This window comes from Curtobacterium sp. MCBA15_009, from assembly GCF_001864895.1.
GTDB lineage: Bacteria > Actinomycetota > Actinomycetes > Actinomycetales > Microbacteriaceae > Curtobacterium.
On record NZ_MJGO01000002.1, the window covers coordinates 126,986 to 143,093 of the forward strand.

A 16,108-nucleotide genomic window follows, 5' to 3' on the forward strand; every position below is an offset into this window, starting at 1 on the left:
GGAGCAAGCACATGTCCGCAGACTCGAGTCCGCGCCTCATCAGCGCACAGCTCGTCGGCCTCGACGAGGACCTCGGTGCCACGTCGACCGAGGTGATCCGCGTCCTGGCCGACCGCGTCGCCGCGACCGGGCGTGCCGCCGACGGCCGTGCCCTCGCCGAGGACGCCATCGCCCGCGAGGCGAGCGTCGGCACCGGCGTCCCCGGCGGCATCGCGATCCCTCACGCCCGGTCGGCGTCGGTGTCCGAGCCGACCCTGGCGTTCTCGCGTCTCGCCCGGAAGGTGCCCTTCGGCGCCCCGGACGGCGACGCCGACATCGTCTTCATGATCGCCGTGCCCGAGGGCGCCGACAAGGACCACCTGACGGTGCTGTCGACCCTGGCACGTGCGCTCATCCGCGACGACTTCACCGCCGCACTCCGCGCCGCGACGACCGCCGACGAGATCGTCCGGCTGGTCGACCACGAGGTGAGCGGTGAGGTGGCCGAGGCCGGCGTCGGGAACGCGAGCCGGGCCTCCACTGCGACCGCAGCACCGGCCGCACCGGCCGCCGACCGCAAGGTCTTCGTCGGCGTCACCGCCTGCCCGACCGGCATTGCGCACACGTACATGGCGGCCGACGCGCTCGTCGCCGCCGCCCAGCGCGCCGGTGCCGAGATGCACATCGAGACGCAGGGGTCCTCGCAGGTCGAGCCCCTCGACCCGGCGCTCATCGCCCGGGCCGACGCCGTCGTGTTCGCGGTCGACGTCGACGTCCGCGACCGTGGGCGGTTCGCCGGCAAGCCGCTCGTCTCCGGGCCGGTCAAGCGCGGCGTGGACGAGCCCGACGCGATGATCGCCGAGGCCGTGCGCGCCTCGGAGGACCCGCACGCCGCCCGCGTCCAGGGCGCCGCCGCCACCGACGGCGAGTCGACCGCGAAGAACGAGCACTTCGGTCAGTCGCTCAAGCGCTGGCTGCTCACCGGCGTCAGCTACATGATCCCGTTCGTCGCGGGCGGCGGGCTCCTCATCGCGCTCGGCTTCCTGCTCTCCGGGTACCAGATCGCGTCGACCCACGGCGACGACGGCGTGAGCAACGCCGCCTGGACGCTGACGCACTCGACGCTGCTGAACCTGCCGGCGGAGGGCCTCGGCTACTACCTCGGTGCCGCCGCGTTCCAGATCGGACAGGTCTCGCTCGGGTTCCTGGTGGCCGCACTCGCCGGGTACATCGCCTACGCCATGGCGGACCGACCGGGCATCGCGCCCGGGTTCGTCGCCGGGTCGATCGCCGTCTTCATGAACGCCGGGTTCCTCGGCGGTCTGGTCGGCGGCCTCATCGCCGGTGCCGCCGCGTACTGGATCGGGCGCATCCCGACCTGGCGCTGGCTGCGCGGCCTCATGCCGGTGGTGATCATCCCGCTGTTCGCGTCGATCATCGCCTCCGGGCTCATGCTCCTGGTGCTCGGCGGCCCGATCGCCTGGCTCATGACGCAGCTGACCGGCTTCCTCAACTCGCTGTCCGGCGCCTCCGCGATCCTGCTCGGCATCATCCTCGGCCTCATGATGGCGTTCGACCTCGGCGGACCGGTCAACAAGGTGGCCTACGCGTTCGCCGTCGCCGGCCTCGGCGCGGGGACCGCCACGAACGTCGTGCCGTTCGAGATCATGGCCGCCGTGATGGGTGCCGGCATGGTGCCGCCGCTCGCGATGGCGCTCGCGTCGACGCTGTTCTACCGCAAGGGCTTCACGAAGCCGGAGCGCGAGAACGGCAAGGCGGCCTACCTGCTCGGCTTCTCGTTCATCTCCGAGGGTGCGATCCCGTTCGCCGCGGCCGACCCGCTCCGCGTCATCCCGGCCTCGATGGTCGGGGCGGCGGTCACCGGTGCGATCTCGATGGCGGTGGGCGTGACCTCGCGAGCACCGCACGGCGGCGTGTTCGTGTTCTTCGCGATCGGGAACTTCTGGGCCTGGCTCGGAGCGGTCGTGCTCGGCGCGTTCGTGTCCGCCGGGGTGCTCGTCGCCCTGAAGAAGTGGGTGCGCCGCCGTCCCGTGGACGAGGCCGCCGCCGGCGGCGAGGCTGCCGCGGCCGCCGAGACGGTCGGCCAGCGCGCGCCGGTCGCCGCGTAGTCCACGCGACCACCTGACGGACGGGAGGCCCGGTGCCAGCTGGCACCGGGCCTCCCGTCCGTCTCCGATCGCCGGGCCGACACCCGGGCCGACGCCCGGGTCGGGCGGCCGAGGTCGCGCGAAGTGCCGTCGGGCGCCCGACCGTGCGGCTGGTTCCGCGACCTCGGCGGGCGGGCTGCGGCGTGTTGCGCGACCTCGGCGCCGGGCTGCGTGCGCGAGGTCGGCGCGCCGTCGCCGGGTCGCCGACGCCAGGTCGAGCGGCCGAGGTCGCGCGAAGTGCCGTCCGGCGCCGGATCGTGCGGCCGGTACCGCGACCTCGGCGGGCGGGCTGCGGCATGTCGTGCGACCTCGGCGCCGGGCCGCGTGCCCGACGTCGCCGGGCCGCCGGCGGCCGGGTCGCGCGGCCGAGGTCGCGCGATGTGCCGTCCGGCGCACGACCGTGCGGCTGGTTCCGTGACCTCGGCGCCGGGGGCCGCGTCCTACTCGGCGATGTTCGCCGTCACGGCGTCGATGTAGGCGGCGCGCTCCTCGCGGGAGTGCGGGCGGCCGGGCACGCCCGGGCGCTGCTCCCACGGGAAGGGGCCGGCCTCGTGGCGGTACTCGATGCCCATGGCCTCGAGCCGGGCGGTGTGCTCGGCGAGTCGGCCCCGGAACTCGGCGAGGTCGCGCGGGCCGGCGGCGTCGGCCGACCAGAGCGCCTCGGCGAGGGCGGCCACGCGGGGGAACAGCTGGTAGTCGAGCTTCCGGGCGGTGTCGACGTGCTCCGTCCACATGTTGCCCTGGCCGCCGATGACGTGCGCGCGCTCGGCCTCGGTCAGGCCGGAGGGGACCGGGTCGAAGGCGAAGACGTCGTCGACCGACAGCACGATCGAGACCGGGATGGGCTCGGTCGCCAGGTCGCTCTGCCGGTAGTCCAGGTAGGCCTGGTCGTCGGGTGAGGAGATGACGTCGTGTCCGCGCTTGGCCGCGGTCCGGGCGCCGGTCAGGCCACGCCACGAGACGACCGTCGCGGACGGGTCGAGCGTGCCGCCCTCGAGGATCTCGTCCCAGCCGAACGCCCGGCGGCCGTGGCCGGCGACGTGGTCGGCGAGCTGGCCGATGATCCAGGCCTGCAGCTGCTCCTCGTCGGCGAGGCCGAGCGACCGGATGCGCTCCTGGGTGCGCGGGTCCTGCTCCCACTGCACCTTCGGGCACTCGTCGCCGCCGATGCCGATGTAGCGGGACGGGAACAGGGCGATGACCTCGTCGAGGACGTCCTTGAAGAAGTCGACGGTGCTGTCGTCGGCGTTGAGGACGTCGTCGGCGATGCCCCACTCGGTCCAGACCTCCACGGGCGTCTCCGGGTGCACGCCGAGCGACGGGTAGGCGGCCAGCGCGGCGCGCACGTGTCCGGGCGTCTCGATCTCCGGGACGACGGTGACGAACCGGTCGGCGGCGTAGGCGACGATCTCGCGGATGTCGTCCTGCGTGTAGTAGCCGCCGTGCGGGCGGCCGTCCTTGCCGGCGACGACCAGGGAACCGTCGGGTCCCGGCACGTGGGCGCCCACCTGCGACTCGCGCCGCCACGAGCCGACCTCGGTCAGCCGGGGGTACTTGCGGATCTCGATGCGCCAGCCCTGGTCCTCGGTGAGGTGGAAGTGCAGGCGGTTGATCCGGTGCGCGGCGAGCTGGTCGACGACGCGCATGACCTCGTGCTTCGTGCGGAAGTGCCGGGCGACGTCGAGCATCACGCCGCGCCAGGCGAAGGCCGGTGCGTCCTCGACGACCGTCGACGGGACGGACCACGGCCCGGTGCCGACCCGGCCGTGGCGGTACACGTCCGGTGGCAGGAGCTGCAGCAGGGCCTGCACGCCGTAGAAGACGCCGGCCGCCGAGCCGCCGACGACGTCGATGCCGCGCGGCGTGACCGTGAGGCGGAAGGACTCGCTGCGGTCGCCCTCGGGGGTCGCGGGCCCGGCCGGCAGCGACGGGTCGTCGACCACGCGCAGTGCGATCACGCCCTCGGTGGTGCCGCCCTGCCCGGTGCCGTCGTCGGCGGCGTCGCGGACCGGCAGCCCGGTCGACGCCCGCAGCGCCTGCTGCAGGTACAGTCGGACCGATCCGGCCGCGTCGTCGGCGGCGATCCGGGTCGACGGCGTGATCTCGAAGGCGCCGGTGCCCGGGGCGGAGCGGCGCGGTCGTGGGATGAGCATGTCGGAGTCCACCATTCCTCAATGATCTTTCGTAATGTGGAGGCTATGGCTGTGCAGGAGACCGTGTCAACGATCCCGGGAGTGGTCGGAGCGACGCCGGGCGTCCTCCGGCAGATGAACTCGCGTGCGATCCTCGACGCCCTGCTGCGCGACGACGCCTCGCACTCGGTCACCGAGCTGAGCCGCGCGGTCGGCCTCTCGCGCCCCACGGTCGAGGCGGCGCTCACCGACCTCGTCGACGAGGGCTGGGTGGCCGAGGCCGAGGTGCTCGTGACCCCGAACAAGGCCGGTCGGCGCCCGAAGCGGTTCCGGGCCGACGCCGCCGCCGGTTCGGTGCTCGGCGTGGACCTCGGGCTGCACGGGATCGTCGGCGTGCGCTCCGACCTGCGCGGGGTCCAGCAGGCCCGGGTCGAGGAGCGCTACGCCGACCTCGCCGACGCCGAGCAGGCGTGGACGAGCGTGCAGGACGTGGTCCGCCGCCTGACCGCCGACACCGCGACGTCACCGGTGCTCGCCGCGACGTTCGGCGTGCCGGCCGTCGTCGACCGGACGGGCGCGATCGACTACACCGTCGCGGTGCCGGAGTGGGTGGAGCGCCGGGTGCCCGGCCGCATCCAGGACCTGTTCCCCGGCGTCGCGACCTTCTTCGACAACGACGCCAAGCTCGCCGCCGTCGCCGAGGCGATGTGGGGGCGCCTGCGTGGTGTGCGGGACGCGGTCTCGCTCGTCATGGGCCGGCAGATCGGTGCGGCGTTCGTGGTCGACGGGGCACTGGCGCGCGGGGCGCGCGGCGCGGCCGGCGAGATGGGCGGCCTCGACGTCACGGGCTGGCCCGGTGCGCCGAGCCGGCTGGAGGCCCGGGTCCCCGCCGACACGGACCTCGAGTCCGTCTTCGCCGCGGCCGGGCAGGGGGCGGCGTGGGCCGTCGAGGTCGTCCGCGCGTTCGCCGCGGACGTGGCCCCCGGCGTCGTGCAGCTCGTCGCGACGATCGACCCGGAGGTCGTGGTCGTCGGGGGCGAGGTCCTGCCGGCGGCGGCCGAGTTCAGCGAGGCCCTCGCCGCGGTGATCGCACCGCAGCTCCGCCACCCGGTCGAGGTCGTGCCGTCGACCGTCGGGCGCGACGCGGTGGCGCGGGGTGCGCTCGCCCGGTCCCTGACGCACGTGCGCACCGAGCACATGGGACTCGGTTGACCTCCAGACCGGACCCGGGTTCCTGACAGGCCGTTCAGGGAAGATGGCGGCATGACGACTGCCGTGACCGACCGCGCCATGACCGTCGCCACCGGCGACTCCTCCACCCCGTCCGACCTGGGGGGCCTGTCCGGGCTCGTGCTCCAGCTCATCGACGCCTTGGGGGAGTGGGGCGTGGCGCTCATGCTCTTCGTCGAGACGGTGTTCCCGCCGATCCCGTCCGAGGTGATCCTGCCGCTCGCCGGGTTCCTGGCCGGTGCGGGCAAGATGAACCTCGTCCTGGTCCTGCTGCTCGCCACCCTCGGGTCGTACCTCGGGGCCCTGGTGCTGTACTGGCTCGGCGCCGTCATCGGCTTCGAGCGGACCACACGCTGGCTCGGCCGCCTGCCGCTGGTCGACGAGGACGACTTCCGCAAGGCCGCCGACTGGTTCCACCGCCACGGCAAGAGCGCGGTGTTCTTCGGCCGGTTCGTGCCGATCGTCCGCAGCCTCATCTCGCTGCCGGCCGGTGCCGACCGGATGCACCTCGCCACGTTCTCGGTGTTCACGATCATCGCGAGCGGCATCTGGAACAGCGCCCTGGTGCTCCTCGGTGCGGCGTTCGGCTCGCAGTACGAGCGCGTCGAGCAGTACACCGAGTGGATCGACCGGGTGCTCTACCTCGCGATCGCCGTCGTCGTCGTGATGTTCGTGGTGCGCCGCATCCGCCGCGCCCGTGCCGACCGGCGGTCGGACGGCGACGCGGACGGTGCCCGGGGTCGGCGACGCGCCGAGCCCGCCCGCGACTGACCCGTCAGGCCTTCTGCAGGGCCGACTCCTTGTGGGCGGCCTGCTTGCCGCTCTTCTCCGACTCGACGATCCAGTACGGGTCGTCGTCCGTCGGCTTGAAGTGCTGCCCGTCGAACGTGAAGTCCTTCGTCTTCTGCTCGACCAGCGTGCCGGTGGTCGTGCCCTGCGAGGTGTTCCAGTGCACCTCGTCGCCCTTCGACAGTGCCATCGCTGTCCTCCTTGCGAAGTAGTCCGTTGGTGGACGTCGGACGGTACCCGCCGATCCCGCACGGACACAGGGAAGCAAGGGGTCACGATGTCGTAACGCCCGAGCGGGACGGAGAGCGGACGCGTACCGTTGACGGCGAGCCACACACGCCGGCAGCGGCCGCGGATCTCCTGGCTCCGAACGGAACGACGGCATCATGACCCTGCTGGACAGCGCGCGGGCGGACACGGTCCTGGCGGCCCGGTACCGGCTCGTCAAGCTGATCGGCACGGGCGGGATGGGCTCGGTGTACGAGGCCCGCGACGAGCACACCTACCGTGCCGTCGCCGTGAAGCTCTTCGCCACCCCGGACAAGATGACCACCGCCGACCGCGTCCGCCAGGAGCGCGAGATCCGGCTGCTCAGCATGCTGTCGCACCCGGGGCTCATCCCGTTGTACGACGCCGGCACCCACGACTTCGAGGACGGGCCGCACCGCTTCATCGTGATGGAGCTCATCGCGGACACGACGTTGCTCCGCCGGCTGTCCGAGGGTGCCCTGCACAACTACGAGGTCGCCGACCTCGGCGCACAGCTCGCCGACGCCCTGGCGTACGTGCACTCGCGCGGGATCGTGCACCGCGACGTCAAGCCGGCGAACATCCTGATCAGCGACGAGGGCTCGTCCGGCTTCGCCCGCACGGTCAAGCTCACCGACTTCGGGGTCGCGCACTTCGTCGACGGCTCGCGGCTGACGAACGACGGCACGATCATCGGCACGGCGGCGTACCTGAGCCCCGAGCAGGTCGCCGGTGAACCGATCAGCTTCGCGACGGACGTCTACTCGCTCGGCCTGGTGCTGCTCGAGGCGCTGACCGGCAAGCAGGAGTACTCCGGGACGCTCATCGAGGCGGCGCTCGCGCGGCTGCGGCACGACCCGGTCGTCCCGGACGACGTCGCGTCGGAGTGGCGCGACCTGCTCAGCCGGATGACCCACCGGGACCCGGCGCGCCGGCCCACCGCCGTGGCGATCGCGAGCGCACTGCGCGGCGGCTCGACGCAGATCACCGGCCCGTTGCCGCTCGGTCCGGAGCGGGTCAAGCGCCAGCGCGACCACCGCATGCACCGCGCGGCCCACCGCCACGCGAAGCGCGGCACGTTCGAGGCGGTCCGCCGCTGGCGTCGCCGCAACGTGCTCGTCGGCTCGTTCGCCGTCTCCGGCGTGCTCCTGGCCTGCGGCGCCGCGTACGTCGCCGGCATGCTGCACTGACCACTGACCACGGAGCACCCCGGCGCCGCGGTGGTACCGGCGTCCGGTCGACTGGCAGGATGGACGACATGACCGACCAGCGCTGGATCAAGATCTGCGGCCTGTCGACCCCGGACACCGTGGACGCCGCCGTCGACGCCGGCGCCGACGCGGTCGGCTTCGTCTTCGCCGCCGGCAGCCCGCGGACCGTCACGGCGGACCTCGCGAAGGAGCTCGTCGAGCGGCTGCCCGACGGCATCGACGCGGTCGGAGTGTTCCGCGACCAGAAGATCGACGAGGTCGTCGGCATCGCCTCCGAGGTCGGTCTCACCACCCTGCAGCTGCACGGCGGCGAGTCCGCGACCGACTTCGCCCGGGCGCGTGACGCCGGCTTCTTCACGATCCGGGCGCTCGCGGCGGAAGACTACCTGCGCGAGACGCCGGAGCAGCGCGCCGCGTACGACCACGACCTGCTGCTGCTCGACGCCGCGGTGCCGGGCAGCGGCCGGCTCATCGACCCCGCGGCCGTCGAGGGCACGGTCGACGAGGCCTGGATCCTGGCCGGCGGGCTCACCCCGGCGAACGTCGCCGCGGCGGTCGAGGCGCTCGACCCGGACGGCGTGGACGTGTCGAGCGGCGTCGAGTCGGAGCGCGGGGTCAAGGACCCGGCGAAGATCCGCGCGTTCGTCGAGGCCGTCCGCAGCCTCGGCTGACGCTCGGTCCGGCTGACACGGACCGGCTGGCAGCGGTCGCCCGCCGCGGACCGGCGGGCGCACGGCCGGCCGGCCAGCCGGCGCGCGCTCCGGACGTGCCCGGTGGCGGACGGGAGGCGCGTCGCGCGCCCGCACCGTGCCTCCCGTCCGGCGTGCAGTCGCGTGCACTGCGGACGGTGAGCAGGAACGGTCGGGTGGCGGGTACCGACCCGACCGTTCCTGCTCACGAAGCGCGTCAGCGCAGGGTGGGGACCAATGCGGTGAGGAAGGCGTCGGTGTCCTCCCAGCCCTCGACCGCGTGGCACGGCACGCCCAGGGCCTTCACCGGGTAGTCGTTGCCCTCGGGATCGAGCCGGTCGCCGACGAACAGCATGTCGTCGAGCGCGATGCCGGTGATCTCGGCGAGCCGCTGCATGCCGTACGCCTTGTCGATGCCCTTGCGGGTGATGTCGATGCTCGTCGAGCCGCCGGAACGGACCTCGAGGTCGGGCAGGTCCGCCTGCACGAGCCCGCGCAGGTGGTCCTTCTTCGCGCCGGTGGGGTCCCACTGCTTCTTCACGTCGACGGGCGCGGTCTGGCCGAGCGCCGAGAACGTGATCTGGGAGCCGCGGTCCTCGAGGATCTCGCCCCAGGTCTCCGACTCCCAGTAGCCGGCTTCCTCCGCACGGGCCCGGACCGAGGCGAGCGCGCGGCGCTTCTGCTCGTCGGTCAGGTCCTCGGCGTACTGCAGCGCCCAGTCGTCGCCCGCCCACCGGTAGTAGCGGGTCCCGCAGGTCGGCAGCAGGTGCAGGTCGTCGAGCACGAGCCCGTCACGCTCGCGCAGGGGCGTGACGAGCTGCTGCTCGAACTGCTGGAAGTTGCCGCCGGAGATCACCGCGACCGGGACGACCTCGAGCAGGGACGCGAAGGTCTCGAGCATGCGGGGGTCGAGGGCGGACTTCGACGGGGCGAGCGTGTCGTCCAGGTCGAAGGCGACGAGGCGGGGCGTGGTCATGCCCCCGATCCTGCCAGACGCCGACCAGGGGCCCGCTGACTACTCCTTGACGAGCACGACCTCGTCGAGGGGCAGGCGCGTGCGCGGGGCGACCTCGCGCTCGGCGGCCTTCTCGTCGAGCTGCGACGGGTGCGCGACGGTGCCGATCGCCGTCACGGTGTAGGGCAGGAAGCGCTCCGGCAGGTCGAAGGCGGCGCGGAGGCCCTCGGCGTCGATGCCCGCCATCTGGTGCACGTGCAGCCCCTCGGCGTGCGCCTGCACCGTCAGGGCCGCCAGCGACTGCCCGAGGTCGTACTGCGCGAACGGACGGGCCTCGCCGTCCTCGGTGACGGTCTCGAGGACGCCGACGACCAGGGCGCTCGCGCGGAACGCCCACGCGGCGTTGAAGCCGAGCAGGTTCTCGTTGATCTTCCGGAACGTTTCGGTGCCACGGCGGCCCGCGAGGAAGCGGCGGGGCTGGTGGTTCATCGCCGACGCGGCCCACCGGGCGGCCTCGAGCACGGCGTCGAACTGCGCGTCCGTGATCGTCGCGGTCTCGTCGTAGGAGCGCGGGCTCCAGCGCTCCTCGAGCAGGGGCACCAGGGGCTGGCTGGAGTCGGTGGACCGGGTGAGGGTGTCGGCGTTCGTCGAGGTCATGGTGCCTGCAACGGTAATCGATGCGTACGCATTTCCGACCCGCGTGACGGCACGTGACCGCGCACAGGTGCCAGGATGGACCCGATGGGTGGCGTGTTGACCGGCTTCGCGATCATCGGCGCGATCATCGCCGGTGGGTACGTCGTCGGGCGCATCCGACTGCTCGGGCCGCACGCGCAGTTCGTCATGAGCCGCCTCGCGTTCTTCGTGCTCATGCCGTGCCTGCTCTTCCACACCATCGCGACGGCGGACATCGCCTCCTTGCTGTCGCCGGTGCTCGTGGTGTCGCTGCTCAGTGCCGTCGTCGTGGCCCTCGCAGCCGCGGTGGTCTTCCGCCTGGTGCTGCGCCGCCCCGTCACGACCACCACCGTCGGCGCACTCGCGTCGAGCTACGTCAACGCGAACAACATCGGGCTGCCGGTCGCGGTCTACGTGCTCGGGCAGGCGACCGCCGTCGTGCCGGTGATCCTGCTGCAGCTCGTCGTCCTCGCGCCGATCGCGCTGACGATCCTCGACGCCGCGACCGCGGGTTCGGGTGGCTGGGTGCGGCGGGTCTCCGGGCCCTTCCGGAACCCGATCATCATCGCCTCGATCGTCGGCCTGGTGTTCTCGGCGACCGGCGTCGACCTGCCGGCACCGGTGCTCGAGCCGTTCTCGCTGGTCGGGGCCGCCGCGGTGCCCGTCGTGCTGCTGTCCTTCGGGATGAGCCTGCACGGTGCCACGCCCCTGCGCGACCCGGCGATCCGCACCGACGTCATCGTGGCGTCGTCGATCAAGCTCGTGGTCATGCCGGCCGTCGCGTTCGTGTTCGCCCGGTTCGTCTTCGGTCTCGGCGCGCAGGACGTCTTCGTGCTGACGACGCTCGGCGCACTGCCCGCGGCGCAGAACGTCTTCAACTACGCGCAGCGGTACGGCGCGGCCGTCCCGGTCGCCCGCGACGTCGTGCTCATCTCGACGATCGGCTCGGTCCCCGTGCTCGTCGCGGTCGCGGCGCTGCTGCACCCGTAGCGCGCCCGGGGCCCACCACGCGCCGGACGGGAGGCCCGTGACGGACCCGCACCGTGCCTCCCGTCCGGCGTGGGGTCGCGTGCGGACGCGTGTGATCGCGTGCGCTCCGGATGGTGAGCAGGAACGGTCGGGTGGTGGGTGCCGACCCGACCGTTCCTGCTCACGAACCGCGTCGGGTGCGCGCGTACCCTGGCACCCACGGGGCGGGTCCGCCCCGTGACCACGACGGACGGAGACCTCCGATGGACACGATGGCGATGATGAAGAGCATGTCGACGACGGACATGCCCGTGGCGATGGACGCGGACGCGGTGCAGGACACGATGATGGCGATGAACGCCGCGTCGATGGCGGCGACGATGTGCTCCGCGTCGGACATGCGCATGGGTGCCGAGATGGCGACGTGTGCCGCGATGTGCTCGAACACGGCGATGCTCGCGGACACCGGCATGCGGATGATGATGCGACCGATGGGCACGGACACCGAGGCGATGCGGGCGATGCTCCTGGCCGTCGTGGCGATGGGGACCGCGTGTGCTGCCGAGTGCCGCGGACACCAGGACATGGACGACTCGTGCCGGTACTGCGCGATGGCCTGCGACGAGATGGTGTCGAAGTGCCGGGCGCTGCTCGACGCGATGGCCGCCTGAGCCGTCCCGCTACGCGCTGCGCGCCGTGGTCTGACGGCCGCCGGCGCTGAGGATCTCCGCCACCGGGTGGTGGGCGACCGGGTCGCCGACCGACAGGACGCCGTCGGCGCCCGCCACCCGGAGCCGCTGCACGTCGCCGTCGAGGAACGCGACGACCGTGTCCGTCACGCCGGTCTCGAGGACGATGCCGTCGCGCCAGGCGCCGGGGGCCGCGCTCGCCATGACGCGCTGGATCGGGAGGACGGTCGTGGGGGACATGGCTGCACCTGCTCTCGGACGGGGTCGGTGCAGGGAAACCTACGTGGCCGTCGGCGACCGCTCAACGACGGCGGTCGCGGGGCGTAACAGACGTCAGAAGATCATCGGCCGGTCGTCGTCGAGCGAGGTGTCGAGGTCGAGGTCGACCACCACGGGGACGTGGTCGCTCGGGGCGTCGCCCTTCCGCTCGTCGCGGTGGATCGAGGCGTCCGTGACGACGTCGGCGAAGGCCTGCGAGCCGAGCACGAAGTCGATCCGCATGCCCTCGTCGCGGGGGAACCGCAGCTGCTTGTAGTCCCAGTAGGTGGAGCCGTCGGGGACGATCGGGCGGACGACGTCCTGCAGGCCGCGGGCCTCGAACTCGCGGAACGCGGCGCGCTCGGGTTCGCTGACGTGGGTCGAGCCCTCGAAGACGCGGATGTCCCAGACGTCCTCGTCGAGCGGTGCGACGTTCCAGTCGCCCATCAGGGCGAGCGGGGTCTCCGGCGAGGCCTCGAGCCACTCCGAGGTGCGGTCGGCCAGCTGGGCGAGCCAGTCGAGCTTGTACGTGTAGTGCGGGTCGCCGAGCTCGCGGCCGTTCGGGACGTACAGGCTCCAGAGCCGGACGCCGTCGACCGTGACGCCCATCGCGCGCGCCTCGACGGGCAGGTCCGGGCCCTCGTGGCCCTTGAGGAAGCCGGGCTGGCCGGGGAAGTCGCGGGTGACGTCCTCCATCGGCAGGCGACTGGCGAACGCGACACCGTTCCACTGGTTCAGGCCGTGCGCCTCGACGTGGTAGCCCGCGGCCTCGAAGGCGTCGACCGGGAACTGCTCCGGCTTGCACTTGATCTCCTGCATGCCGAGGACGTCGACGTCCTCGCGCACCAGCCAGTCGACGATCCGCCCCACTCGGGTGCGGACGGAGTTCACGTTCCAGGTCGCCACGCGCATGGGACAAGAACCTACCGGTGGCGGCTGGGGACCGTGGCGCCTAGAAGGCGACGCCGCGGGCCGACATGAACGGCACCGGGTCCGTGGTGGCGCCGTTGATGTGGACCTCGACGTGGCTGTGGCAGCCGGTCGACGCACCGGTGGAGCCGACCAGGGCGATGAGCTGCCCGGCGGACACCTGCTGCCCCTGGGCGACCCGGAATCCGCCGTCCACGATGTGGCCGTACGCGGTCTGCACGCCGCCGCCGTGGTTGATGCGGACGTAGTTGCCGTACCCGCCGTACCACCCCACGTAGTCGACGGTGCCGGCCGACGCCGCGACGATGGGGGTGTAGCAGCCGCTCGCCAGGTCGGTGCCCTCGTGCATGGTGACGACGCCGGTGATCGGGTGCACCCGGTAGCCGTACGGGCTGATGACGTACCCGCTCGCCGGTCGGACCCAGCCGGTGCCCGAGCCGGACCCGGCCGAACCGCCCCCGCCGCTGCTGCCACCGGAGGACGCCCCGCCGCCCCCGCCGCCACCGGAGGAGCCGGCGTTCGCGTTCTGCGCCGCGAGCTGTGCCGCGGCACGCTCGGCTGCCTCGCGCGCAGCCTTCTCCTCGGCCCGCTTGCGGGCACGCTCACCTGCGGCGAACTCGGCCTCGGTGCGGACGCGCCCCGAGGTCAGGGTCGCGAGCTGGGCGTCGAGTCGCGCCTTGTTCGACTGCTGCTCGTCGTACGCGGCCTGGACCGCGTCCGAGGCGGCCTGGGCCTCTTGCATGCGGGCCTCGGCCTTCGCCGCGAGGTCCTCGAGCGCTTCGGCGGCACGGTCGGCCTGGGCCTGCAAAGACTGGGCGACGGCGGCGTCGTTGGCGGCGGCGGCCTGCACGCGCTCGGCCTGCTCGGAGAGCTTGCTCAGCGCGCCGAGGTCGTAGAGCAGGTCGCTCGCGTCGTCGCCCTTGGTCAGCACCGAGGTGGTGACGTCGGCGCCGCCCGAGCGGGCCATCTGCGCGGCGAACTGGCCGGCCTGCGCGGCGCTCTGGTCGGCGACCTCCGCGTGGTCCTTCGCGTCGGCGCGGAGCCGCTGTTCCTTCTCGGCCGCGGTCTGGGCCTTGCGCTGCGCCGCGTAGAACACGTCACCGAGCTCCTGCGCCTTCGCCTCGGCAGCTTCGACCTTCGCGTCGAGCTCGCTGATGATGCCGCGGATCTCGGTGATCTGCCCCTGCTTCGCGGACTCCTTGCCGCGGGCGGCCTTGACCTCGTCCCACGTGGGGTAGGTCACCGCCTGAGCGGCGGGGGCTTCGGCGACGACCGTGCCGACGAGGCCCGTGAGCGCGAGGGCCGTGACGGCGAGTCGCAGGCGCACGGCGGCCCTGGGGGAGCGGAGGCGGGAGGATCGAGACATCGGGCACGAGCCTATACATCCGTACAGCCGGGATCGACCGACAACGCGCCGCTGTGGAGAACTCCTAGAAGCCGCGTTCCCGTCGGATCACGTCCGCGCTGCCGACGACGTCGCGGCGCAGGACCTCGGCGCCGGCCGTGCCCGCGTAGTCGTAGACGTCGAAGCCCGTGCAGTGGGTGATGGTCGCCGGGGCGCCGAGCGAGTCCTCGACGGCGGTGGTCCACAGGTCGCGCGACCCCACGACGACGAACGTCGGGGACGCGTCGCGGTAGGCACCGAGGTCGACGAGCCAGGGGTAGGCGTCGAAGGTGTCGCGGACCTGCAGCAGGTGCACGTTCGGCGTCGCGTAGGCGGCGAGCGGCCGGACCGTCCAGAACTGGCCGACGCCGGTGACGGTACGGCCGTCGGCCCAGCGCTCGAGGCAGGCGGTCGGGCCGTACCGTGCGGCGGCGACCGCACCCGCGGTGCTCGGCGTGACGGCCACGCCGGTGACGAGCACGACGCCGGCGGCGACGGCCACGGCGGTGGCGAGGCCGCGCCGCGGACGGTGCACCCGGGTGCGGCGGACCGCCGTGCGGGCGAGCTCCGCGACGGCGACGAGCGCGAGCAGCGGGACGGTGGCGATCGGCTGCAGGTACCGCGCGGCGTCCTGCCCGGTCACGACGACGCCGACCGACAGGGCGACCACGGTCACCAGGGGGAGCGCGGTGGCGACGAGCACCGTCCGCGACGTCCGCACCCGCCACGCCCACACCGTGCCGCCGACCGCGACGAGCACCCCGGCGAAGAGCAGGAGCAGCCCGGCGTCCCCGGCGGCGGTGCCGGCGCGGTCGTCGGTCAGCGCGGCGAAGAAGCGCAGCGACGCGGCCGCCCGGTCCGGGTGCAGGTAGGAGGACGGGTCGAGCGACACGAAGGGCCGCAGCGGGACGCGGAGCAGGTACCCGACGACGGAGCCCACCACGAGCGTCGCGCCGAGCAGCCCCGCCGGCCGCCACGGCACCCGACGGGCCAGGGCGAGGAGCGCGAGCGTGACGACCACGGGCGCGGCCGACCACGGCACGTACATCGGGTTCGACGCGGTCGTGCACGCCGCGACCAGCCCGAGCACGACGAGCACCGTCGGCGAGGCCCGGCCGGTCCGGACGGCCCGCAGCACGAGCACCGCCGTGCCGAGCATCGCGAGCACCACCCCGTAGTAGTACGTGGTCGTCAACAGCAGCGACGCCAGCTCGAGCGAGTTCGTCGTCGGGGACGACTCGGTGAGCACCAGCAGGGTCACGAACGCCAGCGCCCCGGCGGACACCGTGATCCGCGCCGCGCGCCCGGCCGAGGGCATGAGCTCGTTCGCCGCCGCCCGGACCAGCGCGTAGACGGCGAGCAGCACGAGCACGCCGTTCAGCGCGAGGGCCTGCTGCGGGGTCGCCGTCACGAGGGCGCAGAGCAGGTAGACCGGCAGCTCGGGGAAGAAGAACAGCGCGGGCGACATCGCCCACTCGAACGGCTGCCCCGCCTCGAGCGACCGGCGCACGAGCGGCAGCAGCACCGAGTCGCCGTCGTACCAGAGCACCGAGACGCGCTCGGTGGCGACGACGTGGCGCAGCGCCACGACGGCGAGGGCCAGCGCGACCAGGGCGCCCAGGGCCTCCCGCCGGACCGCGCCGGACGCAGTGTCCGCCGACGCCCGGCCCGCGCCGGCGGACGACGTGGCCACCGTGGCGCGGTGCGGTGCTCGGGACATGCTCCGGAGCGTACCGAGCCGCGCTCGGTGCCCGTACCGCTTCCTCGCCCCGGCAGCCGGGAGGCGCGCGGGACGCGCCCG

The 16,108-nt window shown here is 73.2% G+C and carries 15 protein-coding genes; 7 read left to right on the forward strand and 8 right to left on the reverse strand.

Features of this window, described 5'->3' with window-relative positions:
- Positions 1-11 precede the first annotated feature (11 nt).
- Entirely contained in the window at positions 12-2,108 is a 2,097-nt protein-coding gene (locus BIU97_RS01230) for a PTS fructose transporter subunit IIABC (protein WP_071296838.1), read from the forward strand.
- A gap of 479 nt (positions 2,109-2,587) precedes the next feature.
- Here the strand turns inward: BIU97_RS01230 and BIU97_RS01235 are convergent, their stop codons facing one another.
- A complete protein-coding gene (locus tag BIU97_RS01235) occupies positions 2,588-4,315 on the reverse strand; it encodes a beta-N-acetylhexosaminidase (protein ID WP_083420764.1) in 1,728 nt (575 codons plus the stop codon).
- Positions 4,316-4,351: 36 nt separating this feature from the next.
- Here BIU97_RS01235 and BIU97_RS01240 point away from each other — a divergent pair, with 36 nt between their 5' ends.
- Positions 4,352-5,491, forward strand: coding sequence for an ROK family transcriptional regulator (locus BIU97_RS01240; protein WP_175472389.1), 1,140 nt, complete (start codon positions 4,352-4,354; stop codon positions 5,489-5,491).
- Positions 5,492-5,542: 51 nt separating this feature from the next.
- Positions 5,543-6,280 (forward strand): DedA family protein, encoded by a 738-nt coding sequence (locus tag BIU97_RS01245; protein WP_071296840.1) that lies wholly within the window; start codon positions 5,543-5,545, stop codon positions 6,278-6,280.
- Between the two features lie 4 nt (positions 6,281-6,284).
- Here the strand turns inward: BIU97_RS01245 and BIU97_RS01250 are convergent, their stop codons facing one another.
- Positions 6,285-6,488, reverse strand: coding sequence for a DUF2945 domain-containing protein (locus BIU97_RS01250; RefSeq protein WP_071256965.1), 204 nt, complete (start codon positions 6,486-6,488; stop codon positions 6,285-6,287).
- A 196-nt stretch (positions 6,489-6,684) separates the two neighbouring features.
- Between BIU97_RS01250 and BIU97_RS01255 the strand changes: the two genes are divergently transcribed.
- Complete coding sequence (locus BIU97_RS01255) at positions 6,685-7,737, forward strand: serine/threonine-protein kinase (protein WP_071296841.1); 1,053 nt, start codon at positions 6,685-6,687, stop codon at positions 7,735-7,737.
- A gap of 68 nt (positions 7,738-7,805) precedes the next feature.
- Positions 7,806-8,429: a phosphoribosylanthranilate isomerase gene (locus tag BIU97_RS01260; RefSeq protein ID WP_071296916.1), complete on the forward strand. Its 624-nt coding sequence runs from the start codon at positions 7,806-7,808 to the stop codon at positions 8,427-8,429.
- A 235-nt stretch (positions 8,430-8,664) separates the two neighbouring features.
- On the opposite strand, the gene BIU97_RS01265 is transcribed toward BIU97_RS01260, so the two are convergent.
- Complete coding sequence (locus BIU97_RS01265; RefSeq protein WP_071296842.1) at positions 8,665-9,423, reverse strand: HAD-IIB family hydrolase; 759 nt, start codon at positions 9,421-9,423, stop codon at positions 8,665-8,667.
- A gap of 39 nt (positions 9,424-9,462) precedes the next feature.
- Entirely contained in the window at positions 9,463-10,059 is a 597-nt protein-coding gene (locus BIU97_RS01270; protein ID WP_071256959.1) for a nitroreductase family protein, read from the reverse strand.
- A gap of 84 nt (positions 10,060-10,143) precedes the next feature.
- On the opposite strand from BIU97_RS01270, the gene BIU97_RS01275 reads away from it, so the two are divergent.
- Entirely contained in the window at positions 10,144-11,067 is a 924-nt protein-coding gene (locus tag BIU97_RS01275; RefSeq protein WP_071296843.1) for an AEC family transporter, read from the forward strand.
- Between the two features lie 242 nt (positions 11,068-11,309).
- The gene (locus BIU97_RS01280) at positions 11,310-11,717 is read left to right on the forward strand and encodes an aldehyde dehydrogenase (RefSeq protein ID WP_071256953.1); all 408 of its coding nucleotides are present in this window, start codon (positions 11,310-11,312) and stop codon (positions 11,715-11,717) included.
- Positions 11,718-11,726: 9 nt separating this feature from the next.
- Here the strand turns inward: BIU97_RS01280 and BIU97_RS01285 are convergent, their stop codons facing one another.
- The 4 genes from BIU97_RS01285 to BIU97_RS01300 form a co-directional block, all read right to left on the reverse strand.
- Entirely contained in the window at positions 11,727-11,975 is a 249-nt protein-coding gene (locus BIU97_RS01285) for a hypothetical protein (protein WP_071296844.1), read from the reverse strand.
- Positions 11,976-12,068: 93 nt separating this feature from the next.
- On the reverse strand, positions 12,069-12,905 hold the full coding sequence (locus BIU97_RS01290) for an exodeoxyribonuclease III (RefSeq protein WP_071296845.1): 837 nt from the start codon (positions 12,903-12,905) through the stop codon (positions 12,069-12,071).
- Between the two features lie 40 nt (positions 12,906-12,945).
- Positions 12,946-14,289 (reverse strand): M23 family metallopeptidase, encoded by a 1,344-nt coding sequence (locus tag BIU97_RS01295; protein WP_071256947.1) that lies wholly within the window; start codon positions 14,287-14,289, stop codon positions 12,946-12,948.
- 64 nt (positions 14,290-14,353) lie between these two features.
- Positions 14,354-16,027: a hypothetical protein gene (locus BIU97_RS01300; protein WP_071296846.1), complete on the reverse strand. Its 1,674-nt coding sequence runs from the start codon at positions 16,025-16,027 to the stop codon at positions 14,354-14,356.
- Positions 16,028-16,108: the final 81 nt, after the last annotated feature.